Source organism: Nostoc sp. (assembly GCF_036917515.1).
Lineage (GTDB): Bacteria > Cyanobacteriota > Cyanobacteriia > Cyanobacteriales > Nostocaceae > Nostoc.
Genome location: NZ_JBALDE010000049.1, coordinates 1 through 16885, shown reverse-complemented (window position 1 = coordinate 16885; position 16885 = coordinate 1). Strand labels below are relative to the sequence as shown.

Here is a 16885-nt window from a genome sequence, read left to right as displayed (position 1 = left end):
TTCAGCAGCAAGATTTAATTCCAGGGCTAACTGGCTTTCATTGGTGGATTAAACTTGGGGTTTAATCGTAACTAATTAACCGGACTTGATATTACGCCTTCCTTGGGAATACCTGCAATGGTATGAATTCCAACTGTATCTAATTTATGAAGTTCAGGTTCAAAATGAGCGATCGCATCCACATTGATATTCCCCTATAATGTCTACTAATTATACCTCTAGCTTGTTCCGTATTTTCTCACAACCCAGATAGGATTGCTATATAGCCTTCATCTATCCAGAGAACTCGTTCTATGAAGCTATTACCTGATTCATCAATCCATTCAATCAGGTCATTGACAAATAAATCATTATTCATAGAATTTAATGCACCACATATTTTTGTCTAAAAAATAAATTTTTTAATTTCTTTAGAAGAAGGACAACTAGATATTTTTGTGGCTAACATATTTATAATGATTTCCTTCTTAGCAATAAGATGCTTAAAAAGATAGAGTGATGTACCTGCCTCTAGATTCATGTTTTTGTCTAAAGATGTTGTTATTCGATTGATGCTTGCATCACTTTCCTGAAGTCTGGATTTTAAAATGTTGGCAATGTCAAGTAGTTCTTCAAGATTTATATCTGCATTTTCTTCTAGTTTATAAGCAGTATGAACCCATTCAACATTTTCTGCTAATTGCTTAGGGACTTCTTTCTCTGTGATTATTCCCCAATCGATATCTTTGGCAGCATAGTAACGCTTTTCTAACTCAAATTTTTCAGCTACAGACTTACTTCCCAAATCCTTAGTTAGCTTAAATGTTCGTGCTTTCTGAACTATCGTTTTGCCTTGCTTGACAGAAAGCATAAAATCTGTTGTTAAAACACGGGGAGTATTGCTTTGCGGATCTTTGGGATAGTTAATACCTATTTTCTCTGCAATACTCATTGCTAAGTCAAGGTCAATTAGAGGAAACTGCTCTCTTATATCTACAATCGTATCTGACCACTCGAAGACGTAAAACAGCCGCTTCTCGTTATCAGAAAGCAGATGATGTTCTCGGTTTGTTTTCCAACCTGCAGGTCTAGAAACACGACCCTTTGACGGAAAATCCTGAATCTTTATCCAAGGTTGATAGTCTTTGCCACTACCCTGACCACGGCTTTCCTTCAAGTAACGCTCAAACTTGGCTTGCGTCCAATCTTGCTTGCTTCTAGCCATAAAAACTCCTGTAGATGCTCACATACGCACCTACAGGATATAATTATACAACTTTTTTATGTATTATATAACTTTTTTATTTGTTATACGACTTTTTTATTGTTGTACAACTATAAAACGTATAAAATTGTACTATTCTACAGTGACACTTTTAGCTAGATTGCGAGGCTGATCGACATCCAAACCGCGACGGGCGGCAATATGATAAGCCAATAGTTGCAGGGGAACTACTGTCAGAATCGGAGAAAGTAATTCGTCTACATGAGAGATGGGAAGAAGATCGTTAAAGATTTCCGCAGCTTCGCCATCGTTGACGGGAGTAACGCCAATTAACCGAGAATCTCTGGCTTTGGCTTCTTGAGCATTAGAAATAACTTTTTCGTAAACACTACCAGGTATTGCGATCGCAACTACTGGTACTTTCGCATCTAAAAGTGCTATGGGCCCGTGTTTCATCTCTCCAGCCGGATACCCTTCGGCGTGAATATAGCTGATTTCTTTTAATTTCAACGCCCCTTCCAAAGCAATGGGGAAGTTGATTCCTCTTCCCACAAAAATGAAATCTTTGGTTTCGGCAAATTCGTGTGCTAGCTGTTCAGTTAAACGTTCCTGACTTTCTAAAGTTGCCTCAATTTCTTTAGGAATCTGCCGCAACCCATTAATAATTTGATCTAATGTGTCTTTTGAAACTGTCTGACGACGAGCTGCTAAATCCAATGCCAAAGCATAAAATGCCATCAGTTGTGCGGTAAAAGTTTTCGTTGCCGCTACTCCAATTTCAATTCCCGCTAGAGTACTGATAATATGTGATACCATATGACCGAGGCTGCTTTCAGGGCGATTGGTAATCCCCAGTAGTCGCGCTTGATATTTGGGTTCTTTTCCTTGGCGACGTTCTTTTTCCATCGTCAAAGCTGCTAGGGTATCGGCGGTTTCACCTGATTGGGTAACACCAATGATTAACGTGTTAGCCGTCACGGGTGATGGTGCATAGCGATACTCAGAAGCGTAATCTACCTGAGTTGAAATTCCTGCTAGTTGTTCGAGTAAATATTTTCCGATTAATGCTGCGTGCCAACTTGTACCACAAGCGAGGATCTGAATTTGTTCTAAATCGTTGTATAAATCCGCAGGTAAACCAAGATTGATTGGCGATTCGGTAGACTCGGTTGGATTAAAGTATGCGTCTAAACTAGCTCTTACTACCCCTGGTTGCTCATGGATTTCTTTGAGCATGAAGTGTTTGAATCCCTGCTTTTCTACCATTGCAGGATTGAAGTTGAGCAGGCGGGGTTGTTTTTTTAGCCTATCGCCAGCAAAATTGTAAATCTCAACGCCTAAAGGTGTGAGGCGGGCAATTTCGCCATTTTCCAGAGGTAGCACCGCACGGGTATAGGCAACGATCGCAGGTGTGTCAGACGCACAAAATAACTCTCCTTGCCCAAAACCAATTACCAAAGGTGCTTGTTGGCGGACAACAATCAATTCATCGGGGTAGTCAGCAGAAATAACTGCGATCGCAAACGCCCCTTTTAGGTAATTAACGGCTTGGCGAATTGCATCTAGTAAGGGAGATAAGGAAGATGAAGGAGGAAGATTCTTTAAAAATTCGGCTATTAAATGAGGAATAACTTCGGTATCGGTTTCAGAACGAAATTCGTGTCCTTTTGCTTTGAGTTCCTCGCGTAACTCGCGGTAGTTTTCGATAATGCCATTTTGTACCACAGCCACTCGCTTTGCTGTATCCAAATGGGGATGGGCGTTGTACTCTTCTGGTTTACCATGAGTTGCCCAGCGTGTATGACCAATACCAATTGGGGCAGGAGTTTCTATTTGTTCGAGTTTAGAACGCAGGTTATGGAGTTTACCCTTTGCCCGCACACAACTTACCTCACCTTCCCAAACAGTGGCAATTCCAGCCGAATCATAGCCCCTGTACTCTAGTTTTTCTAGTCCAGCCAGTAAAATGTCTGTCGCCGCTTGAGTGCCTATATATCCAACAATTCCGCACATTGTTCACACCACTTTTTTTCAGGATGATTTAATCCAGTATAGTGGATACCATAAAGTGGACATTTTGCAAAGAAAAAAGGGAGTATTTTACTCCCTCTACGACTAGGTATTGTTATAGATTTTGGGTTTTGACAGCGGATTTCCCGTCAGCTTTTGACCTGAGGGTACAAATACGGCTTCTAAGATTTAGATACTTAGAGATTGTATCCGCTCAAAAAATGCTTGCTAAAGGTGCTTGCTATTGAAAGATTTAAAAGCCTTAAATGCCGAGTTCCGAGTGCTGAGTGAAGAATCAAGAAATTGTGTTTCTGATTTACTTCTTTTGTCTCAGCATTCAGTGAGAAGTTTGATCGGCGGAAATCGCCGCTCAAATCTTCGGTGACTCAGCACTCAGCTTTTTAGTAAGCTAGACCCATACTGCGAGTTGTTTCAGCGCCCAGGTAAACCCGGATGCTCAAAAAGTCAGTGGGACAAGCGGTTTCGCAACGCTTACAGCCCACACAGTCTTCTGTACGAGGTGAAGAGGCAATTTGAGCAGCTTTACAGCCATCCCAAGGAACCATCTCAAGTACATCAGTAGGGCAAGCGCGGACGCATTGGGTGCAGCCAATGCAGGTATCGTAGATTTTTACAGAATGAGACATTGAATAAACGGCTCCTTTCGAGTGTTCTTCTCTGCGAAAGAATCATAATCAACGCATAGTCTACCGCAGTGGTTGATAGGCCGTAATCAAAAGGCTACATAACTTCAAACAATGTAATAAGCACCGTTAAAATTTCTTTTTGCGAGATTGTCTTTATTAACTGATAATCAGCAACATCATCAGAGCGTATTTACCACAGTGATATACCATAATGGGGTTGAATCGTAAAGATAGATGAAACAAAATTAAAAGTAAGTAGGGACATCTCCATAATCTTAACTATGGGGATTTTGGTTAAGAATCTGATTTTGTACTCGCTACATTCTGTATAAACCAAAATATTTTAGTAACATAGATTACACAAAAGTTTGCTTTTGTTACGTAATTAAACTGCTTTTACGATGTAAATGATTAATTTAGAGACTGTGATCGCAGTCAGCAATTTTAAGCGATCGCTCACTGAGAACTTGTATATTTAACTTTTTAGGTCTGGCAATTTCATCATGTACATATCAGAGTATTTCAGAAATTGCAAACTCATCAGTTATCGCAGCAAATTTTGTTTCAATCTTTGGCTCAATAGCCGTCACTTGCAGTTGTTCCTCTAAATTATTAACATTGGCTAATTTATCTTTTGTATATTTATTTTCTCGGATTTGTCGAGCAATACTTTCTAACAACCAAAGTTGTTCTTCCACAGACAAGGCAAGGATAGAGCGCTCAATTTCTAGTAAATTTGGTGAGATCATTTTACTTTTGATTCCTAGTAAGGTGTATTTTTCAAAGATATTATATTCAGTCTATCTGGTTAACCTAGAGCATCGTCAATTCCCGCTTATTTTCCCCATGCCTATCATTTCACAAATCATCAGAGATTACTATAAATAACTAAAAAGCCGTTTTATAACTTTTTAGTTAAGTATTACTGCTGAAGTAAAATGTGCGCTAAACTGACTACATGAATTACGAAACAGCTAGGAAACTCCTCATAGATCAGACAATCACAACCGAAGAAAATCCAGATGCGCTGTTAACGCGTATGAAACAGGGCAAACCGCCGATACCTGGTCAGATTACTTCGATTTTGTTGGCATTGAAAGTGGTGTTTGAAGCCCTCAAAGATGCAAAGAGCCTAGACCGAGAACTGGCTTTGGCCCTTTATCAGTTAAGCATTAAGGCGCAACAGCTATTTGGCGCAGGGCGCAAAGCCGGGGTTGATTGGCCGCCACTACTCAAAGAAGATTTACTACGAATTTCCTTAGCAGCTGAAAGTATCTTTTCGGGTATATGGCAAACCTTAGCTCAAATGGAGTTGGAGAAGAGATGAGGGATACAAGGGGACAAGGGGACAAGGGAGCAGGGGAGCAGGCGAGCAGGGAAGAAGTTACAGTAAGTTTTTCCCCTCTGCCCCTCCGTATCTCTGCCTCTTTTGCCCCATGCACATTAACGAATTTGCAGTTCATTTTCTAACTTGTCTAGGTCAGTTTTGAGCAAAACGGTCATTTGACCGGTAAAAGCTTTGCCAGTCTTGGGTTGGGCAACTTCTACCCAATATACATAGCGATCGCCTACTCGTAATTCTCCCTTTAAGGCTTCCCGAATCGGAGTTTTGGCCAGACGTGCGGAATTAACTACCTCCTGGTTGGGATATTCATACACAATTTGGGCGCGATCGTAATCTTGATAAATCTCCAAGCCATAAATCACCCGCAAGGATTCTTGGAGACGCGTAAATGTCATGCCGTTAATAGCATCATACATAGTAATCCGCTCAGTCCGAATTGTGCCCCGGTCTTTGGAAAACTCTACCCTACCAGGAGGCAATACCGACGCTTGAAAAGTGAATCGTTGGGCAGCCGTATCAGTCTTTTGCACAAATAATCGCTCTCCGCTTCTGGGGCGGAGTGTCGGATGTGCTTTAATCCAAGTACCTACCTCTTCTGTACTTTGCCCTGGTAAAGCATTGGCTTGGGAATCAAAAAGTGTTCCGACATAGAGCCAGGGTATTAGAGAAACAGGCAAAATTAAACAGTTAAGCAGAGATTTTTTGAGCATTTTGCTGTTGAGGATTTTTATAAAAATTTCCCATTCGGGAGTAACCATAGTCTTCCCGTTTTTCAGCAAAATTACTCCAATGAATTGTTGCGATCGCGCATTGAAGCCTTTATTAATCTCTCAACTAGAAGAGTTATTACCGTTTCACTTTAAGATTCATATGGATGGCAAGCAGGGGAGCAGGGGAAAAGAATCAGAGAAAAATCATTTGTATTAGGTATTTTGTGAAATGGTATTAGCTGAGACGCTGTTGGATTTCAACAAGTAAATAAACTACCTATTTCAAATCAATAAAATGCTGACGCTGTATTTATTTTGACTTTTGACTTTTGACCGCCAGTTGCTTCTCTCAAGGGGAGACGCTGCGCGTAGCTTGCTTCCCCGAAGGGGTACAAGTCGGCAGAGCCGACGACAGTCGCCTCAAGTCGGGAAACCCGCCCACAGCGCTGTCTCCCCAACATACTGGCTCCTTTTGACTTTTGCCTTGCGGTACTAGGCACTTCTCAAAGCCACAATGGGGTCGAGTTTAGCAGCGCGACGTGCAGGAATAACGCCAAAGAATAAACCAATACCTCCAGAGACACCAACTGCCATAGTAATCGCTACAGGAGAAAGACTTGCTTCTAAAGGAGTCAAGGCTCCCACTAATAGGATGCCACTGATACCAATCGCAGTTCCAACTAAGCCGCCAGCTGCGGAAACTATTACTGCCTCAATGATGAACTGTAGCAAAATATCTTGCTCAGTTGCTCCGATCGCTTTTCGCAATCCGATTTCTTGGGTGCGTTCGGTAACGGAGACTAGCATAATATTCATAATGCCAATGCCGCCGACAAACAAGGATATACCGGCGATCGCAGCTAGCATAATTGTCAATGCACCTGTAATTTGACCGACAGTTTGTAAAGCATCTTTCTGGGTGCGAAGAGTAAAGTCATCTTCACCATTAATTTTGTGTCGTAGACGCAGCAAATTAGTAATTTGAAACTCTGCTGCATCCACACTCTCTGAATCACGAGCAGCAGCAACGAGGTAATCTAAGGCAATACCAAAAGGAGAATTCTTGCCCACAAGTCGGTTTGCTGAGGTGGTGATTGGTATTAAGGCAGCATCATCATAATCTGCTCCCACGCTGGAACCTTTGGTTGTTAACGTTCCAATCACTTGAAAGCTGGTATTTCCGATTCGCAATTGCTGTCCTACAGCGTTACTACTACCGAATAGTTTTTCTACCAAGTCGCCACCCAGCACTACGACTTGGTTACTTCGCTTGATGTCTATCTCAGAGAAAAACCTGCCTTTATCAGTTTCAAAATCCCGCACTGATAGGAAACTGGGAGTTGTGCCAATAATGTTGACATCGGTGTTTCTGTTGCGGTAAGTAATCACCTGTCTGGTATTTAATTCGGGAGCAACTCCTACTACTGTTGGTACTTGAGAGGCGATCGCATCCGCATCTTGCAACACCAGAGTTTTTGGCACTTCAGAGGAGATCCGCTGAGTTTCTCGATTACCTGGCAGTACAAACAGCACATTTGGCCCTAATGACTCCAGTTGTTTATTCACATACTTCTGCCCACCTTCACCAATCCCAATCATCGCAATCACTGAGGCGTTGCCAATAACTATACCCAACATCGTCAGGGCGCTACGCAGCTTATTTGACAGCAGGGTTTTCCCCGCCATATTCATGCTTTCGAGGAAATTCATATCTTATATAATTACGAATTACGAATTATTTTGTTCTTTGGTCTTTTCGATTTTGTAGTCTTTGGGTGGGTTAACAAAAATACGATCGCCTGCTTTAACTCCCCCTAAAATCTGAGTTTGTTCTTGAATTTGTGCTCCAACTGTAACTTCGCGGAACTGGGGTTTATTCTTTGCATCGGGTACGAGTACACCAGTTTTACCCTTTTCGGTAACAATTGACACCGTTGGTAATACCAAGGCATTATTAACGCGATCGCCTAAAAAAGTCAGATCCACATTTAAGCCAGAACGCAGTTTATCTATGCCAGTATCGAGAGCAACCCTTACCTGGAAAGATGTCACACCTTGTTCTATTACTGCTTCGGGAGCAATCAGGCGCACATGACCTTTAAAAACTTGGTCGGGATAGGCATCGGCGACAATTTCCACCTGCTGTCCCTGTTTTATTCTGCCAAGATCGGCTTCGGGAACTTGAGCTAATATTTCTAAACCACGTGCTACAGCAACAATTGAACTAGAAGTTGCCGATGCACTAGTAGAAGCAGAAGTTGTAGGTGTGACAAACGCGCCTGGTTCAGCATACTTTTGGGTAACAATTCCCGACAAAGGAGCGCGGATAATAGTATCTTCTAATTGCACTTGTACACCCTTTAACTGAGCCTCAGCAGATGCAACAGCGGCTTGACGCTGGACAATTTCTTCAGAACGGGTGCCATCTTCTAACAGTACCAATGCTGCCCGTGCTTCGTTAACAGCGGCTTGGCGTTGGTCGATTTCCTCACTGCGAGTGCCACTTTGGACTAATGACAATCGTTTTTTTATTTCTTCTAAACTGGCTCTAGCACTTTTGTCATCGCTGATGGCTTGATCGAGTAATTGTTTATTCTCTGCTCCCTGTTCGTATAGGTATTGATAACGCTTTACCTGTCCACTGGTGTAATTCGCCTTTGCTTGAGCCGCATCTACTTGGGATTTAGATTGAGCAATCTCTTGGGGACGATTACCAGCCTTAGCTGCGGCTAATTGGGCTTGAGCTTGTGCTAATCGCGCCTTAGCTTGAGTGATTTCTTGAGGACGACTACCAGCTAGGGCTTGGGCTAGCTGTGCTTGACTTTGGGCTAAGTTAGCACGGTACTGACTCCTTTGAGCCTCAATACTGGCACTATCCATGCGGGCGAGAATTTGCCCTTGTTGAATGCGATCGCCTTGTTCCACATATAATTGCGACAGCACTCCGGGATTCTTTGGACTAATATTTACACTCTGAACTGGCACGACTTTGCCACTAGCTGTAATCCGCAACGTGACGTTTTGTGCTGCAACTGGCACAGTTAATTGAGCAATATCTTCTTTATTTGTCCCTTGATTTACCAAACTGTAAGTTGTTACAGTACCCACAACTAAGGCACTCCCTGCCATCAGCCCAATCAGCCAGCGCCATGGGTACTTAATTTTGCCAATAACTGGAATTTCTATGTGCGTAGCCATGTTATAGAAGCCTGTAAATCTTGCTGTATAAAAATATTTTTTAGTTAGAGGACAAGTGGAGAATACGGGATTGTTAAAGCTTTGGGATTAAATATTTTATGACTCAAGTAACAACCAGACGCATAATAAGCTTCACAGTTGCTTCATCTTCCTTCATACTAGGCATTCGTATTTCTGTATGTCTTCACCTGAAAGGGTGACTTTAGCCACAACATATTAGTGCAATCTGGAACTATTCGTGAGAAACAAGATCCCCAACTTTTTTGAGAAGCTGGGAATCTACGGCTAGCAATTCTCACAAATCAGATAGGATTGCCGTAGTGCGCTCAAGCATTAATTGCTCTGTATCCTTTTCTTTTTCCCTACTCCCCATTCCCTACTGCAAAGCAGTTTGTAATTATTGCTGAAATTGGGTTAATAACCAAGCACCAACTTGACTTTGATTTATTTGACGAGTTTGCCATAATGCATCGTTTAATAAAGAAATTGCTAATCCTGGTAATACCTGAGATTCTGTAATCCGCCTACTACCTTGGTTTTCAATAGCAAAAGCCATAACTTGGACATTCTGGACATTTAAAATCCAGTATTCTTTCACTCCTAAATCTTCGTACAAAAGTCGTTTTTCACCTTGATCGTCAGCAAGTGAGGTATTAGCCACTTCAATAACTAAATCTGGTGGTGGATATATATCTAGATTAATGATTGAAGTTCCATAAGGAATGACATCAGCATTCTCACCAATATAGTAAGACACATCAGGTTGAGCTTCATTAAATCCTGTTTTCCGATATGTGCAGTTAGTTAAGCCTTTGGCGAGTATGCCTTTGATTGTGCAAAAAAGGTTAACAGCAAAGGCAATAATTGTGTTGTCACAGGCGTGGTCATGGCCGAGTGGTGGCATTTCAATCCTCATCTGTCCATTGTGGTAGTAGCCCTTGGCTTTTTCGTAGGTAGGATTTTCAATTATTTGGATATATTCATCCCAAGTTGCTACTATCCAGGTATCGATTACTAGTTGGGTCTGTAATTCGCTCATAATATTGCGAAAGAGGAACTTTAACAACGATCATACAAGTTTCATTTTCCAGCACTAAGCTGACACCAAAGCTTTAACTCCATCCTTGCAAACGATTTTCGTAGGGTGTGTTACGCCGGAGGCTAACGCACTGATAGTCTACTTTAATAAAACTAGTCTTTAATGTGGATGAATCCAGTTCTGAAGTGGATGAACGAGTCTCTGAGGTGAATGAATAAGTATATTTGTAATTTTTGTGGGTATTGCTTATCATTCGCTCAAACCCATGTGCTTACATTATAGGCTGCATCTAACCTACAGTTGTACCCTGAACAAGGGTTTTAGCTATGCAGTCTAGAAATTTATTTCAGGGCAGTTAAACAACGGAGATGCTAAAACTTATTTACTACTGTAAAATTAGTAGCTCGGTGCAAAAATTTTCCATCACTTTTTCCTCTACTTGATTCACAATCATAGAAACAAATTCATCAAGGTCGAATGGCTTAAGTAAATATTCTTCAAACTCTACATCTGGAATTTGGTCACAAGTACCTGTGGTAGATGTTGAAGTCACAATGATTGGGATATGCTTACCATTGTCTGCTTCTATAGCATTCAATGTATTTAGCAATGTATAAGTACTTTCACCTAAAAACCTAATTTCACATACAATAATGTTGGGCGTGAACCAACTCAGGGTTTCTAAAGCTTCTTTTACGGAACCAGCGCTAATCACATTTGCGCGTTCAGTGATTTCTAACCACTGTTGACTGGCAATTTCCTCCAAAATATTTACATCTATATATAGGTCATCGATCGCAACAGGACGGCTGATATCCAATAACTGCAAAATACCACACTGGTCTTGAATTTTGTCAAAGCGTTGCGATCGCACTTGTTGCACTAATGCATCAATATCCACCACAGAGGGCTGGGCGTATTCTTCTAGTTCACGGAATTCTGCTGGAGGATTGGTAGCAATCTCCCGCCAATTCACTTCCAAAACCAAGCAAATCTCAATAAAGGTATGACGTTCAACCGGACGACCACTGAAAAACCACCAAATTGGTTGTCTAGTCTTGAGGTTGACTTCTGCTATTCAGATGATGGAGCTTAAAGCTTTACGTAGCCCAAAAAACAGGACGTATCAGAGTCATAGTGCAGGATAACGGTCCAATACATCGTTGCAAAGAAGTTCAGCAATTATGGTCAAAGTGGGAACAAATGGGTTTGTACATCTTCTTTCTCCCAAGATATTGTTCGGAAATGTAGCTTGCTTCCCGTACTGCAAAGCACAACCCGAAGGGTAGGGTACCCGATTGAATTAGAGTGGCAACACCTCAAAAAAGATGAATTAGCCTCGAAAACCTTTGATGATGAGTTAGACGCAAGCCTCATGCTGTCATTGATGGCGTTCAAATAAGAGGAGAAAAGGGAAACTATAGTACGCAACGTGTAAAATTTAACTCTAATTCTTTTGCTTAATTGTTTGTTACATACTTATAAATTTTCTCCACGACTTACTTATACCTGTTGCAACAACTTGATAGAGGTAGATATGGACATACAATTTAGCCCTGTCTCATTTTCTGACATTCGTGAAGCGGTGCAAAGCCACCTTGCGGCACTCCCCGCACGCATTGATTCGTTCCTAGAGGAACATATCCTTGCGTCGCACCATTATCACATCTTCATTGCTCGCCAATCTGCAGGCTTTGCGTCAATTCATGGTGAAAGTTTGCTTACCCAATTTAGCTTGACTGACCAACATAAGCGCTATGGACAAGCCGTGTTTCAGCAACTATGCAAGCTAGAACACGTCGAATCGGCGCTCGTTCCAACGTGCGACGAGTTTTTTCTCGCTCATGCGCTTGATGATTACCGCCAACTTACAAAACAAGCATACTTTTTCAATGTCGTTCCACATGCACAAGACCATACAGCAACTCAATCATTTTCGTTGCGCTTGGCTAATCCCGAAGATATTCCCTTCATTCAACAGCACGCGGGTGAGTTTTTCACGCCTGTTGAGAAGCATCTTGCAGCACACACATTGTTTCTGGTACGATCTAGCGATAAGTATGTCGGATTTGGGTTGATCGAATCGAGTAGCCTTTATAGTGATGTTGCCAGCATCGGCATGTACACGATCGAACACTTTCGGCGCACTGGTATCGCAACTGCCACAATCACGCTATTAATAGAGGAATGTCGGCGACGGGAACTATACCCAATTGCTGGGTGCTGGTATTACAACCATGCGTCAAAGAAGACTTTGGAGCGGGCAGGTATGTTCACCCAAACAAGGCTGCTAAAAATCGATTATTAGTCGAAGGCTTATTCAGAATAATTGAGATTTGTTCATTTTCGGTGGAGCAACCGCCCAATCGGGTCGAGAAGGGCGTTTAACCCTTCCTTCCCACAGCACCCATCATGCGGATCCACAATATGATTAAAAAAATTAAATAATTAAAATACAATAAAATTTAATAGTCAATAGAAAAATTTTGTTAATTAACCAATCCAAAATTTTTTATTTGGTTTGCGGTGTATTACGTAAGTTATAATTTATTATAGACTATTTTAGTTATTTCTGCCTACCTAATTATTAGCCCTGCAATTGATTACAAGGCTAATATAGTAAAGCTTTTAATTATTTCACTTTTTCAAAACTAGATGAAATGAATTTAAATATCCAGCAATAGTTTTAGCTAATGTCTTCTGCTGCTTCTTTGTAGTTATTGCCATTACTTGATATAATCTTCCTTCGGCAACATACATTCTATTTATAGTAATTTTCCCTCCAGAATTGATGTACTCAATTTCTTTGCCGGAATGATTATTGGAACTACGAATGTTTTGTTGACTAATTAAATTACTTTTCGTAGTCTTTAAAGCCATATCTCGTGCATTATTAAGTACAGCTTCAGGATCAGCCATTTGACCGTAACTATAAGGAAAATCATTGTAAGCAACTATGTATGCTACTTGCTGTTTTGGTGGTTGAGCAACAAATATTTCTAAAGTAATTTCCCCCATATAAGTTTTTTGGTATTCGGTGTTTCTGCTAGGGCTTCCCGGCATCAAAATCGTAAAACGTCCATCTGGAGCAGTGTATAACTTCCATTGTGGCTGTACGGGTTGAGAAACGGTTGGTTTGACAACAGCTACCGGAGGTTTAGGTTGACGCGCTTCCACAAAAACACAGCCACCATAAACTATCGTGGCGGCTATTAGTGGCAACAGACTTTTAACTGTCATATTTTTTGCCCTTTGAGATGCCGATCTCACTGATGATGCCAGCTGTTATAACCTAGCAGCACATAAAGCAGCACCAATTAGGCCGACTTGCGAGTTGAGGATAACATACACGGAAATCTCTTCGAGGAGGCGGCGCATCCTACCTTTTTGGGTGAAATTTAATAAGAAACCACTATTTTGGATTAAAGGCAGGATTTTGGGCGCAATACCACCAGCGATGTATAAGCCGCCGTAAGGTAGGAGTTTCAGGGCGAGATTGCCGGCTTCTGCACCATAAGCGTCTATAAATAATTGCAAAGTTTGTTCGCAGAGGCGATCGCGTTTTTCTAGTGCAGCCGTACCAATGACAGCACCAGCATCGACACTTTTCTCTTCCTGTCCCGCTTCTTGTTCCCAAGTTCTGACGACTTGGGCAATATCTGGTGATTCGGTAGCAAATTTACGATCGCGCAAAAATTGGTAAATTGCCACAATTCCCATTCCAGAAACCACACGTTCTACAGAAATGCGTTGGATATCATGCTTACCCAGCAGGTATTTTAACAGTTGAAACTCGATCTCGTTACGAGGGGCAAAGTCAGCGTGTCCACCTTCTGAAGAAAAAACTTGATAGTCGTTTCCCTGTCTAATTAAAAATCCTTGCCCTAAGCCAGTACCAGCACCAATAATTGCAATCGGGGCTTCGGGTTGAGATTTGCCAACTTGCAACGTCAGCAAGTCTTGTTTTTGTAAACCTAAAATGCCGTAACCAATGGCGGCGAAGTCGTTAATCAAAGAAATGTGCGGGATACCCAATTCTTCTTGTAGACGTTCGGTATCCAGGAACCAGACTAAATTGGTCAGTTTGGCAGTATTTTTGACAATGGGACCTGCGATCGCAAAACAGGCCTTTTCTGGTGTGGGTGTATTAGCTTTGTCTAAAAACTGCTGTACTATCGGTACTAAATCGGTAAAATCAGCACTGTGGTAACTTTCCTGATAAATAGTATGTAAAGCTGGTGAATCTGATTTTTCAACCAATCGCAGAATAGTTTTTGTCCCGCCAATGTCTCCTGCTAGTAATAAAGTCATAGAATTTATTCGCGAATTAATTACTTTTTTTGTAGGATATACCCAAAGTACCAGAAGCCATGAACGCAAATCTCTATCAGAGGTTTAAGCAAATCGAATAACTTCTTCTATGTGGGTTAGATGGGAAGTATCTCCCGTTAGTTCTAATAACCATTCTGGGTCTTGACGTACCACTTTTACTAGAGAACATAAAGAAGCTTTAACTTCTGTTTTGGCAATTTCCCCCACTAGCCCCATTGCTCCTCCCAGCACAGATGCACCATGCGCTACTAGCAGGATATTGTCTGGGAGGAACTCACTAGCTAAACATCTAGCAGTTTGCCCAGAACGTTCTCGTACTTTTTCGCGAGTTTCAGGATATTTGGCGGCGATGCGCGAAGTATAGCTAGTGTCAATTCTGGGGAATAACTCTGCTAATGCTGGAGTTGAGAGTCTTTCAGGTTCTTCCGTCATCCAAACTGGATTTAGCCATTCACTCAAACCTGTTTCGAGTTTAATTGGCAAGTTGAGCATTTCTGCAACTGCGTTTGCCGTTTGTATGGTTCGCAGGAAAGGAGAAGCGAAAATATGTCCAATCTTTTCTCCTTTCAATCGTTTAGCTAACTGCTGTGCCTGCACCATACCATCATCAGACAAGGGTGGATCGTAGCGTCGTTCGGCGGTGATAAACCAATCGGGGTTTACGAAATCGAGGCGGTTAGCGTGTCTTGCGATCCAGATGATTTGACTCATGGGTTTAATTATTCCGGTGAATAGAATTCGCCGTTAAACAAATATATAGATATCTGCAAAGACGGCTACAAATATTAATATATGACAAAAATCGTAATAATATTTAATAATACTAATAATTAGGAAAAGTTATAAATGCTGTCAATGTAGCTTTTCTTAAAGCCTTTTTAGCCAAGTCTCTAAAGCAAAATGGACTAGCTCATTCAAAGTTTTTCGAGATTTAATAGCATTTTGATACTCTTGATGTCGTCTTTTATCTTCGTTGATATATTCCGTTTCACTCACTTCTTTATTACCTATTTTGTACTTTATACCTCCTGAATGACTCCATAATATTTTCATTTCAACTCCCCTTCGACGCTATTTTTCAGTTTTACTAATTGCTTTTGTACAAATTCCTTTTGGTACATGGCCTTCTATTCAAGTATGATTTATCCAATCTGTTCAAATTTTCATTCTGCCAATCTTTTTACCATCAGAATAGTTTAAAGGCAACCATAAAATAATATTGGCTATCCCTTACTATCGGAACAAATTTCAGCACAAAAACAACTTGTTGCTTTTCCATATTTAATGCTTTCAGGCACAGAAATTTATTGCATACGTCTATCAAATGTAATAAGTTTATGCCTGATACTTATTAACTGTTCTTGCCGGACAGAACACACACCCAAAGCAGAAAATTGGACCGAAAGGAGAAATCACCATGACCCTGACAATGACATCCACCATTACCGCCTTTGAACGGTCGCCTGATGGCGGCAAGGGACTGGCGCGTGACATGCGCGTTCGCTGGGCGCTCGAAGAAGTGGGCCAACCTTACAATGTTCGTCTTGTTTCGTTCAGTGAGATGAAGCGACCCGCGCACCGTGTGCTTCATCCTTTTGGGCAAATTCCAACCTATGAGGAGGGTGATCTCGCCCTGTTCGAGTCGGGGGCGATCGTGTTCCATATTGCGGAGCGCCATACAGGGCTGTTGCCAGACGATGCCAATAGTCGAGCGCGAGCAATCACATGGATGTTTGCCGCACTTAACACGATGGAGCCGCCAATCGTTGATCGGGAAATTGCCACGTACTTAGAGCGTGATCAGGACTGGTACGAGCAGCGCCTGCGTGTCGTCGAAGGTCGCATCCGTAACCGGCTGGAGGAACTTTCCAGTCACCTTGGAGATGCCGACTGGCTCGATGGCGCATTCAGCGCAGGCGACTTGATGATGGTGGAAGTGCTGCTCAGGTTGAAAGACTCGGGTATGCTCTCCGACTATCCGAATCTCTCTACCTATGTCGCCCGTGGCGAAGCACGGCCCGCCTTCAAGCGTGCTTTCGCCGCTCAATTAGCGGTTTTCACTGGCAAACAACCGACTGGCTGACTAGCGTAAAAGATAGATATAACACTATTGCCCATAATGTTACATCCTGGAGTTTAGATTAAAGCAAGCAAAAATAGCTCAATATTTGAACCAATTGATTCGGTGTTGAACAATGAAATGAAACCAGAGTAATAAAAGGGATAAAAAGCCGTTAAACAGTATTTTTAGATACTTTCTTGGGCTTGGTAAAAGCTTTTTTAACAACTAACTAAATTGGGAGCTGGTAATATAGCGGTTCTCAGTTGGGTGCAATATAGTAACAGCAGTGGGTGAACCATCCAATAATGTCTTTTTTAGTTACCGCATTCAGAGCATTT

Annotated in this window: 17 protein-coding genes and 1 pseudogene; 4 read left to right on the top strand and 14 right to left on the bottom strand. The window is 41.7% G+C overall.

The genetic code is table 11. From position 1 onward, the window contains the following. Positions 1–385: 385 nt before the first annotated feature. The 4 genes from V7K89_RS06025 to V7K89_RS06010 form a co-directional block, all read right to left on the bottom strand. A complete protein-coding gene (locus V7K89_RS06025) occupies positions 386–1204 on the bottom strand; it encodes a TnsA endonuclease C-terminal domain-containing protein (protein ID WP_335185268.1) in 819 nt (272 codons plus the stop codon). 132 nt (positions 1205–1336) lie between these two features. Next, positions 1337–3217, bottom strand: a complete 1881-nt coding sequence (gene glmS / locus V7K89_RS06020; RefSeq protein ID WP_335185266.1) for a glutamine--fructose-6-phosphate transaminase (isomerizing) — start codon at positions 3215–3217, stop codon at positions 1337–1339. 398 nt (positions 3218–3615) lie between these two features. Continuing rightward, the gene (gene psaC / locus V7K89_RS06015; protein ID WP_015175986.1) at positions 3616–3861 is read right to left on the bottom strand and encodes a photosystem I iron-sulfur center protein PsaC; all 246 of its coding nucleotides are present in this window, start codon (positions 3859–3861) and stop codon (positions 3616–3618) included. 512 nt (positions 3862–4373) lie between these two features. Then, entirely contained in the window at positions 4374–4610 is a 237-nt protein-coding gene (locus tag V7K89_RS06010) for a hypothetical protein (protein ID WP_335185264.1), read from the bottom strand. 209 nt (positions 4611–4819) lie between these two features. Between V7K89_RS06010 and V7K89_RS06005 the strand changes: the two genes are divergently transcribed. Next, positions 4820–5188: a Dethiobiotin synthetase gene (locus tag V7K89_RS06005; protein WP_335185262.1), complete on the top strand. Its 369-nt coding sequence runs from the start codon at positions 4820–4822 to the stop codon at positions 5186–5188. Positions 5189–5304: 116 nt separating this feature from the next. Here V7K89_RS06005 and V7K89_RS06000 read toward each other — a convergent pair whose 3' ends face one another. The 6 genes from V7K89_RS06000 to V7K89_RS05975 all read right to left on the bottom strand — a co-directional run bounded on the left by V7K89_RS06000 (position 5305) and on the right by V7K89_RS05975 (position 11129). Continuing rightward, a complete protein-coding gene (locus tag V7K89_RS06000) occupies positions 5305–5916 on the bottom strand; it encodes a hypothetical protein (RefSeq protein ID WP_335185273.1) in 612 nt (203 codons plus the stop codon). A 287-nt stretch (positions 5917–6203) separates the two neighbouring features. After that, positions 6204–6377, bottom strand: coding sequence for a hypothetical protein (locus V7K89_RS05995; RefSeq protein WP_335185260.1), 174 nt, complete (start codon positions 6375–6377; stop codon positions 6204–6206). Between the two features lie 31 nt (positions 6378–6408). Beyond that, a complete protein-coding gene (locus V7K89_RS05990) occupies positions 6409–7626 on the bottom strand; it encodes an ABC transporter permease (RefSeq protein ID WP_335185258.1) in 1218 nt (405 codons plus the stop codon). 18 nt (positions 7627–7644) lie between these two features. Next, a complete protein-coding gene (locus V7K89_RS05985; protein WP_335185256.1) occupies positions 7645–9114 on the bottom strand; it encodes an efflux RND transporter periplasmic adaptor subunit in 1470 nt (489 codons plus the stop codon). Positions 9115–9511: 397 nt separating this feature from the next. Beyond that, a complete protein-coding gene (locus tag V7K89_RS05980) occupies positions 9512–10153 on the bottom strand; it encodes a Uma2 family endonuclease (RefSeq protein WP_335185254.1) in 642 nt (213 codons plus the stop codon). Positions 10154–10538: 385 nt separating this feature from the next. After that, entirely contained in the window at positions 10539–11129 is a 591-nt protein-coding gene (locus tag V7K89_RS05975; RefSeq protein WP_335185270.1) for a response regulator, read from the bottom strand. A 137-nt stretch (positions 11130–11266) separates the two neighbouring features. Here V7K89_RS05975 and V7K89_RS35780 point away from each other — a divergent pair. Together V7K89_RS35780 and V7K89_RS05970 are read left to right on the top strand one after the other, a co-directional pair. Further along, a pseudogene (locus tag V7K89_RS35780) lies at positions 11267–11404 on the top strand (IS630-like element ISAcma27 family transposase); the annotation flags it as partial. Positions 11405–11690: 286 nt separating this feature from the next. Next, positions 11691–12461: a GNAT family N-acetyltransferase gene (locus V7K89_RS05970; RefSeq protein WP_335185252.1), complete on the top strand. Its 771-nt coding sequence runs from the start codon at positions 11691–11693 to the stop codon at positions 12459–12461. A gap of 329 nt (positions 12462–12790) precedes the next feature. Here V7K89_RS05970 and V7K89_RS05965 read toward each other — a convergent pair whose 3' ends face one another. The 4 genes from V7K89_RS05965 to V7K89_RS05950 all read right to left on the bottom strand — a co-directional run bounded on the left by V7K89_RS05965 (position 12791) and on the right by V7K89_RS05950 (position 15538). Continuing rightward, positions 12791–13393 (bottom strand): hypothetical protein, encoded by a 603-nt coding sequence (locus V7K89_RS05965; protein ID WP_335185250.1) that lies wholly within the window; start codon positions 13391–13393, stop codon positions 12791–12793. A gap of 45 nt (positions 13394–13438) precedes the next feature. Beyond that, on the bottom strand, positions 13439–14464 hold the full coding sequence (locus V7K89_RS05960; RefSeq protein WP_335185248.1) for a glucokinase: 1026 nt from the start codon (positions 14462–14464) through the stop codon (positions 13439–13441). Between the two features lie 84 nt (positions 14465–14548). Further along, positions 14549–15196 (bottom strand): histidine phosphatase family protein, encoded by a 648-nt coding sequence (locus tag V7K89_RS05955; protein ID WP_335185246.1) that lies wholly within the window; start codon positions 15194–15196, stop codon positions 14549–14551. Positions 15197–15352: 156 nt separating this feature from the next. After that, on the bottom strand, positions 15353–15538 hold the full coding sequence (locus tag V7K89_RS05950) for a hypothetical protein (protein ID WP_335185244.1): 186 nt from the start codon (positions 15536–15538) through the stop codon (positions 15353–15355). A 364-nt stretch (positions 15539–15902) separates the two neighbouring features. Here V7K89_RS05950 and V7K89_RS05945 point away from each other — a divergent pair, with 364 nt between their 5' ends. Continuing rightward, positions 15903–16568: a glutathione S-transferase family protein gene (locus V7K89_RS05945; protein WP_335185242.1), complete on the top strand. Its 666-nt coding sequence runs from the start codon at positions 15903–15905 to the stop codon at positions 16566–16568. The last annotated feature ends 317 nt before the right edge of the window (positions 16569–16885 follow it).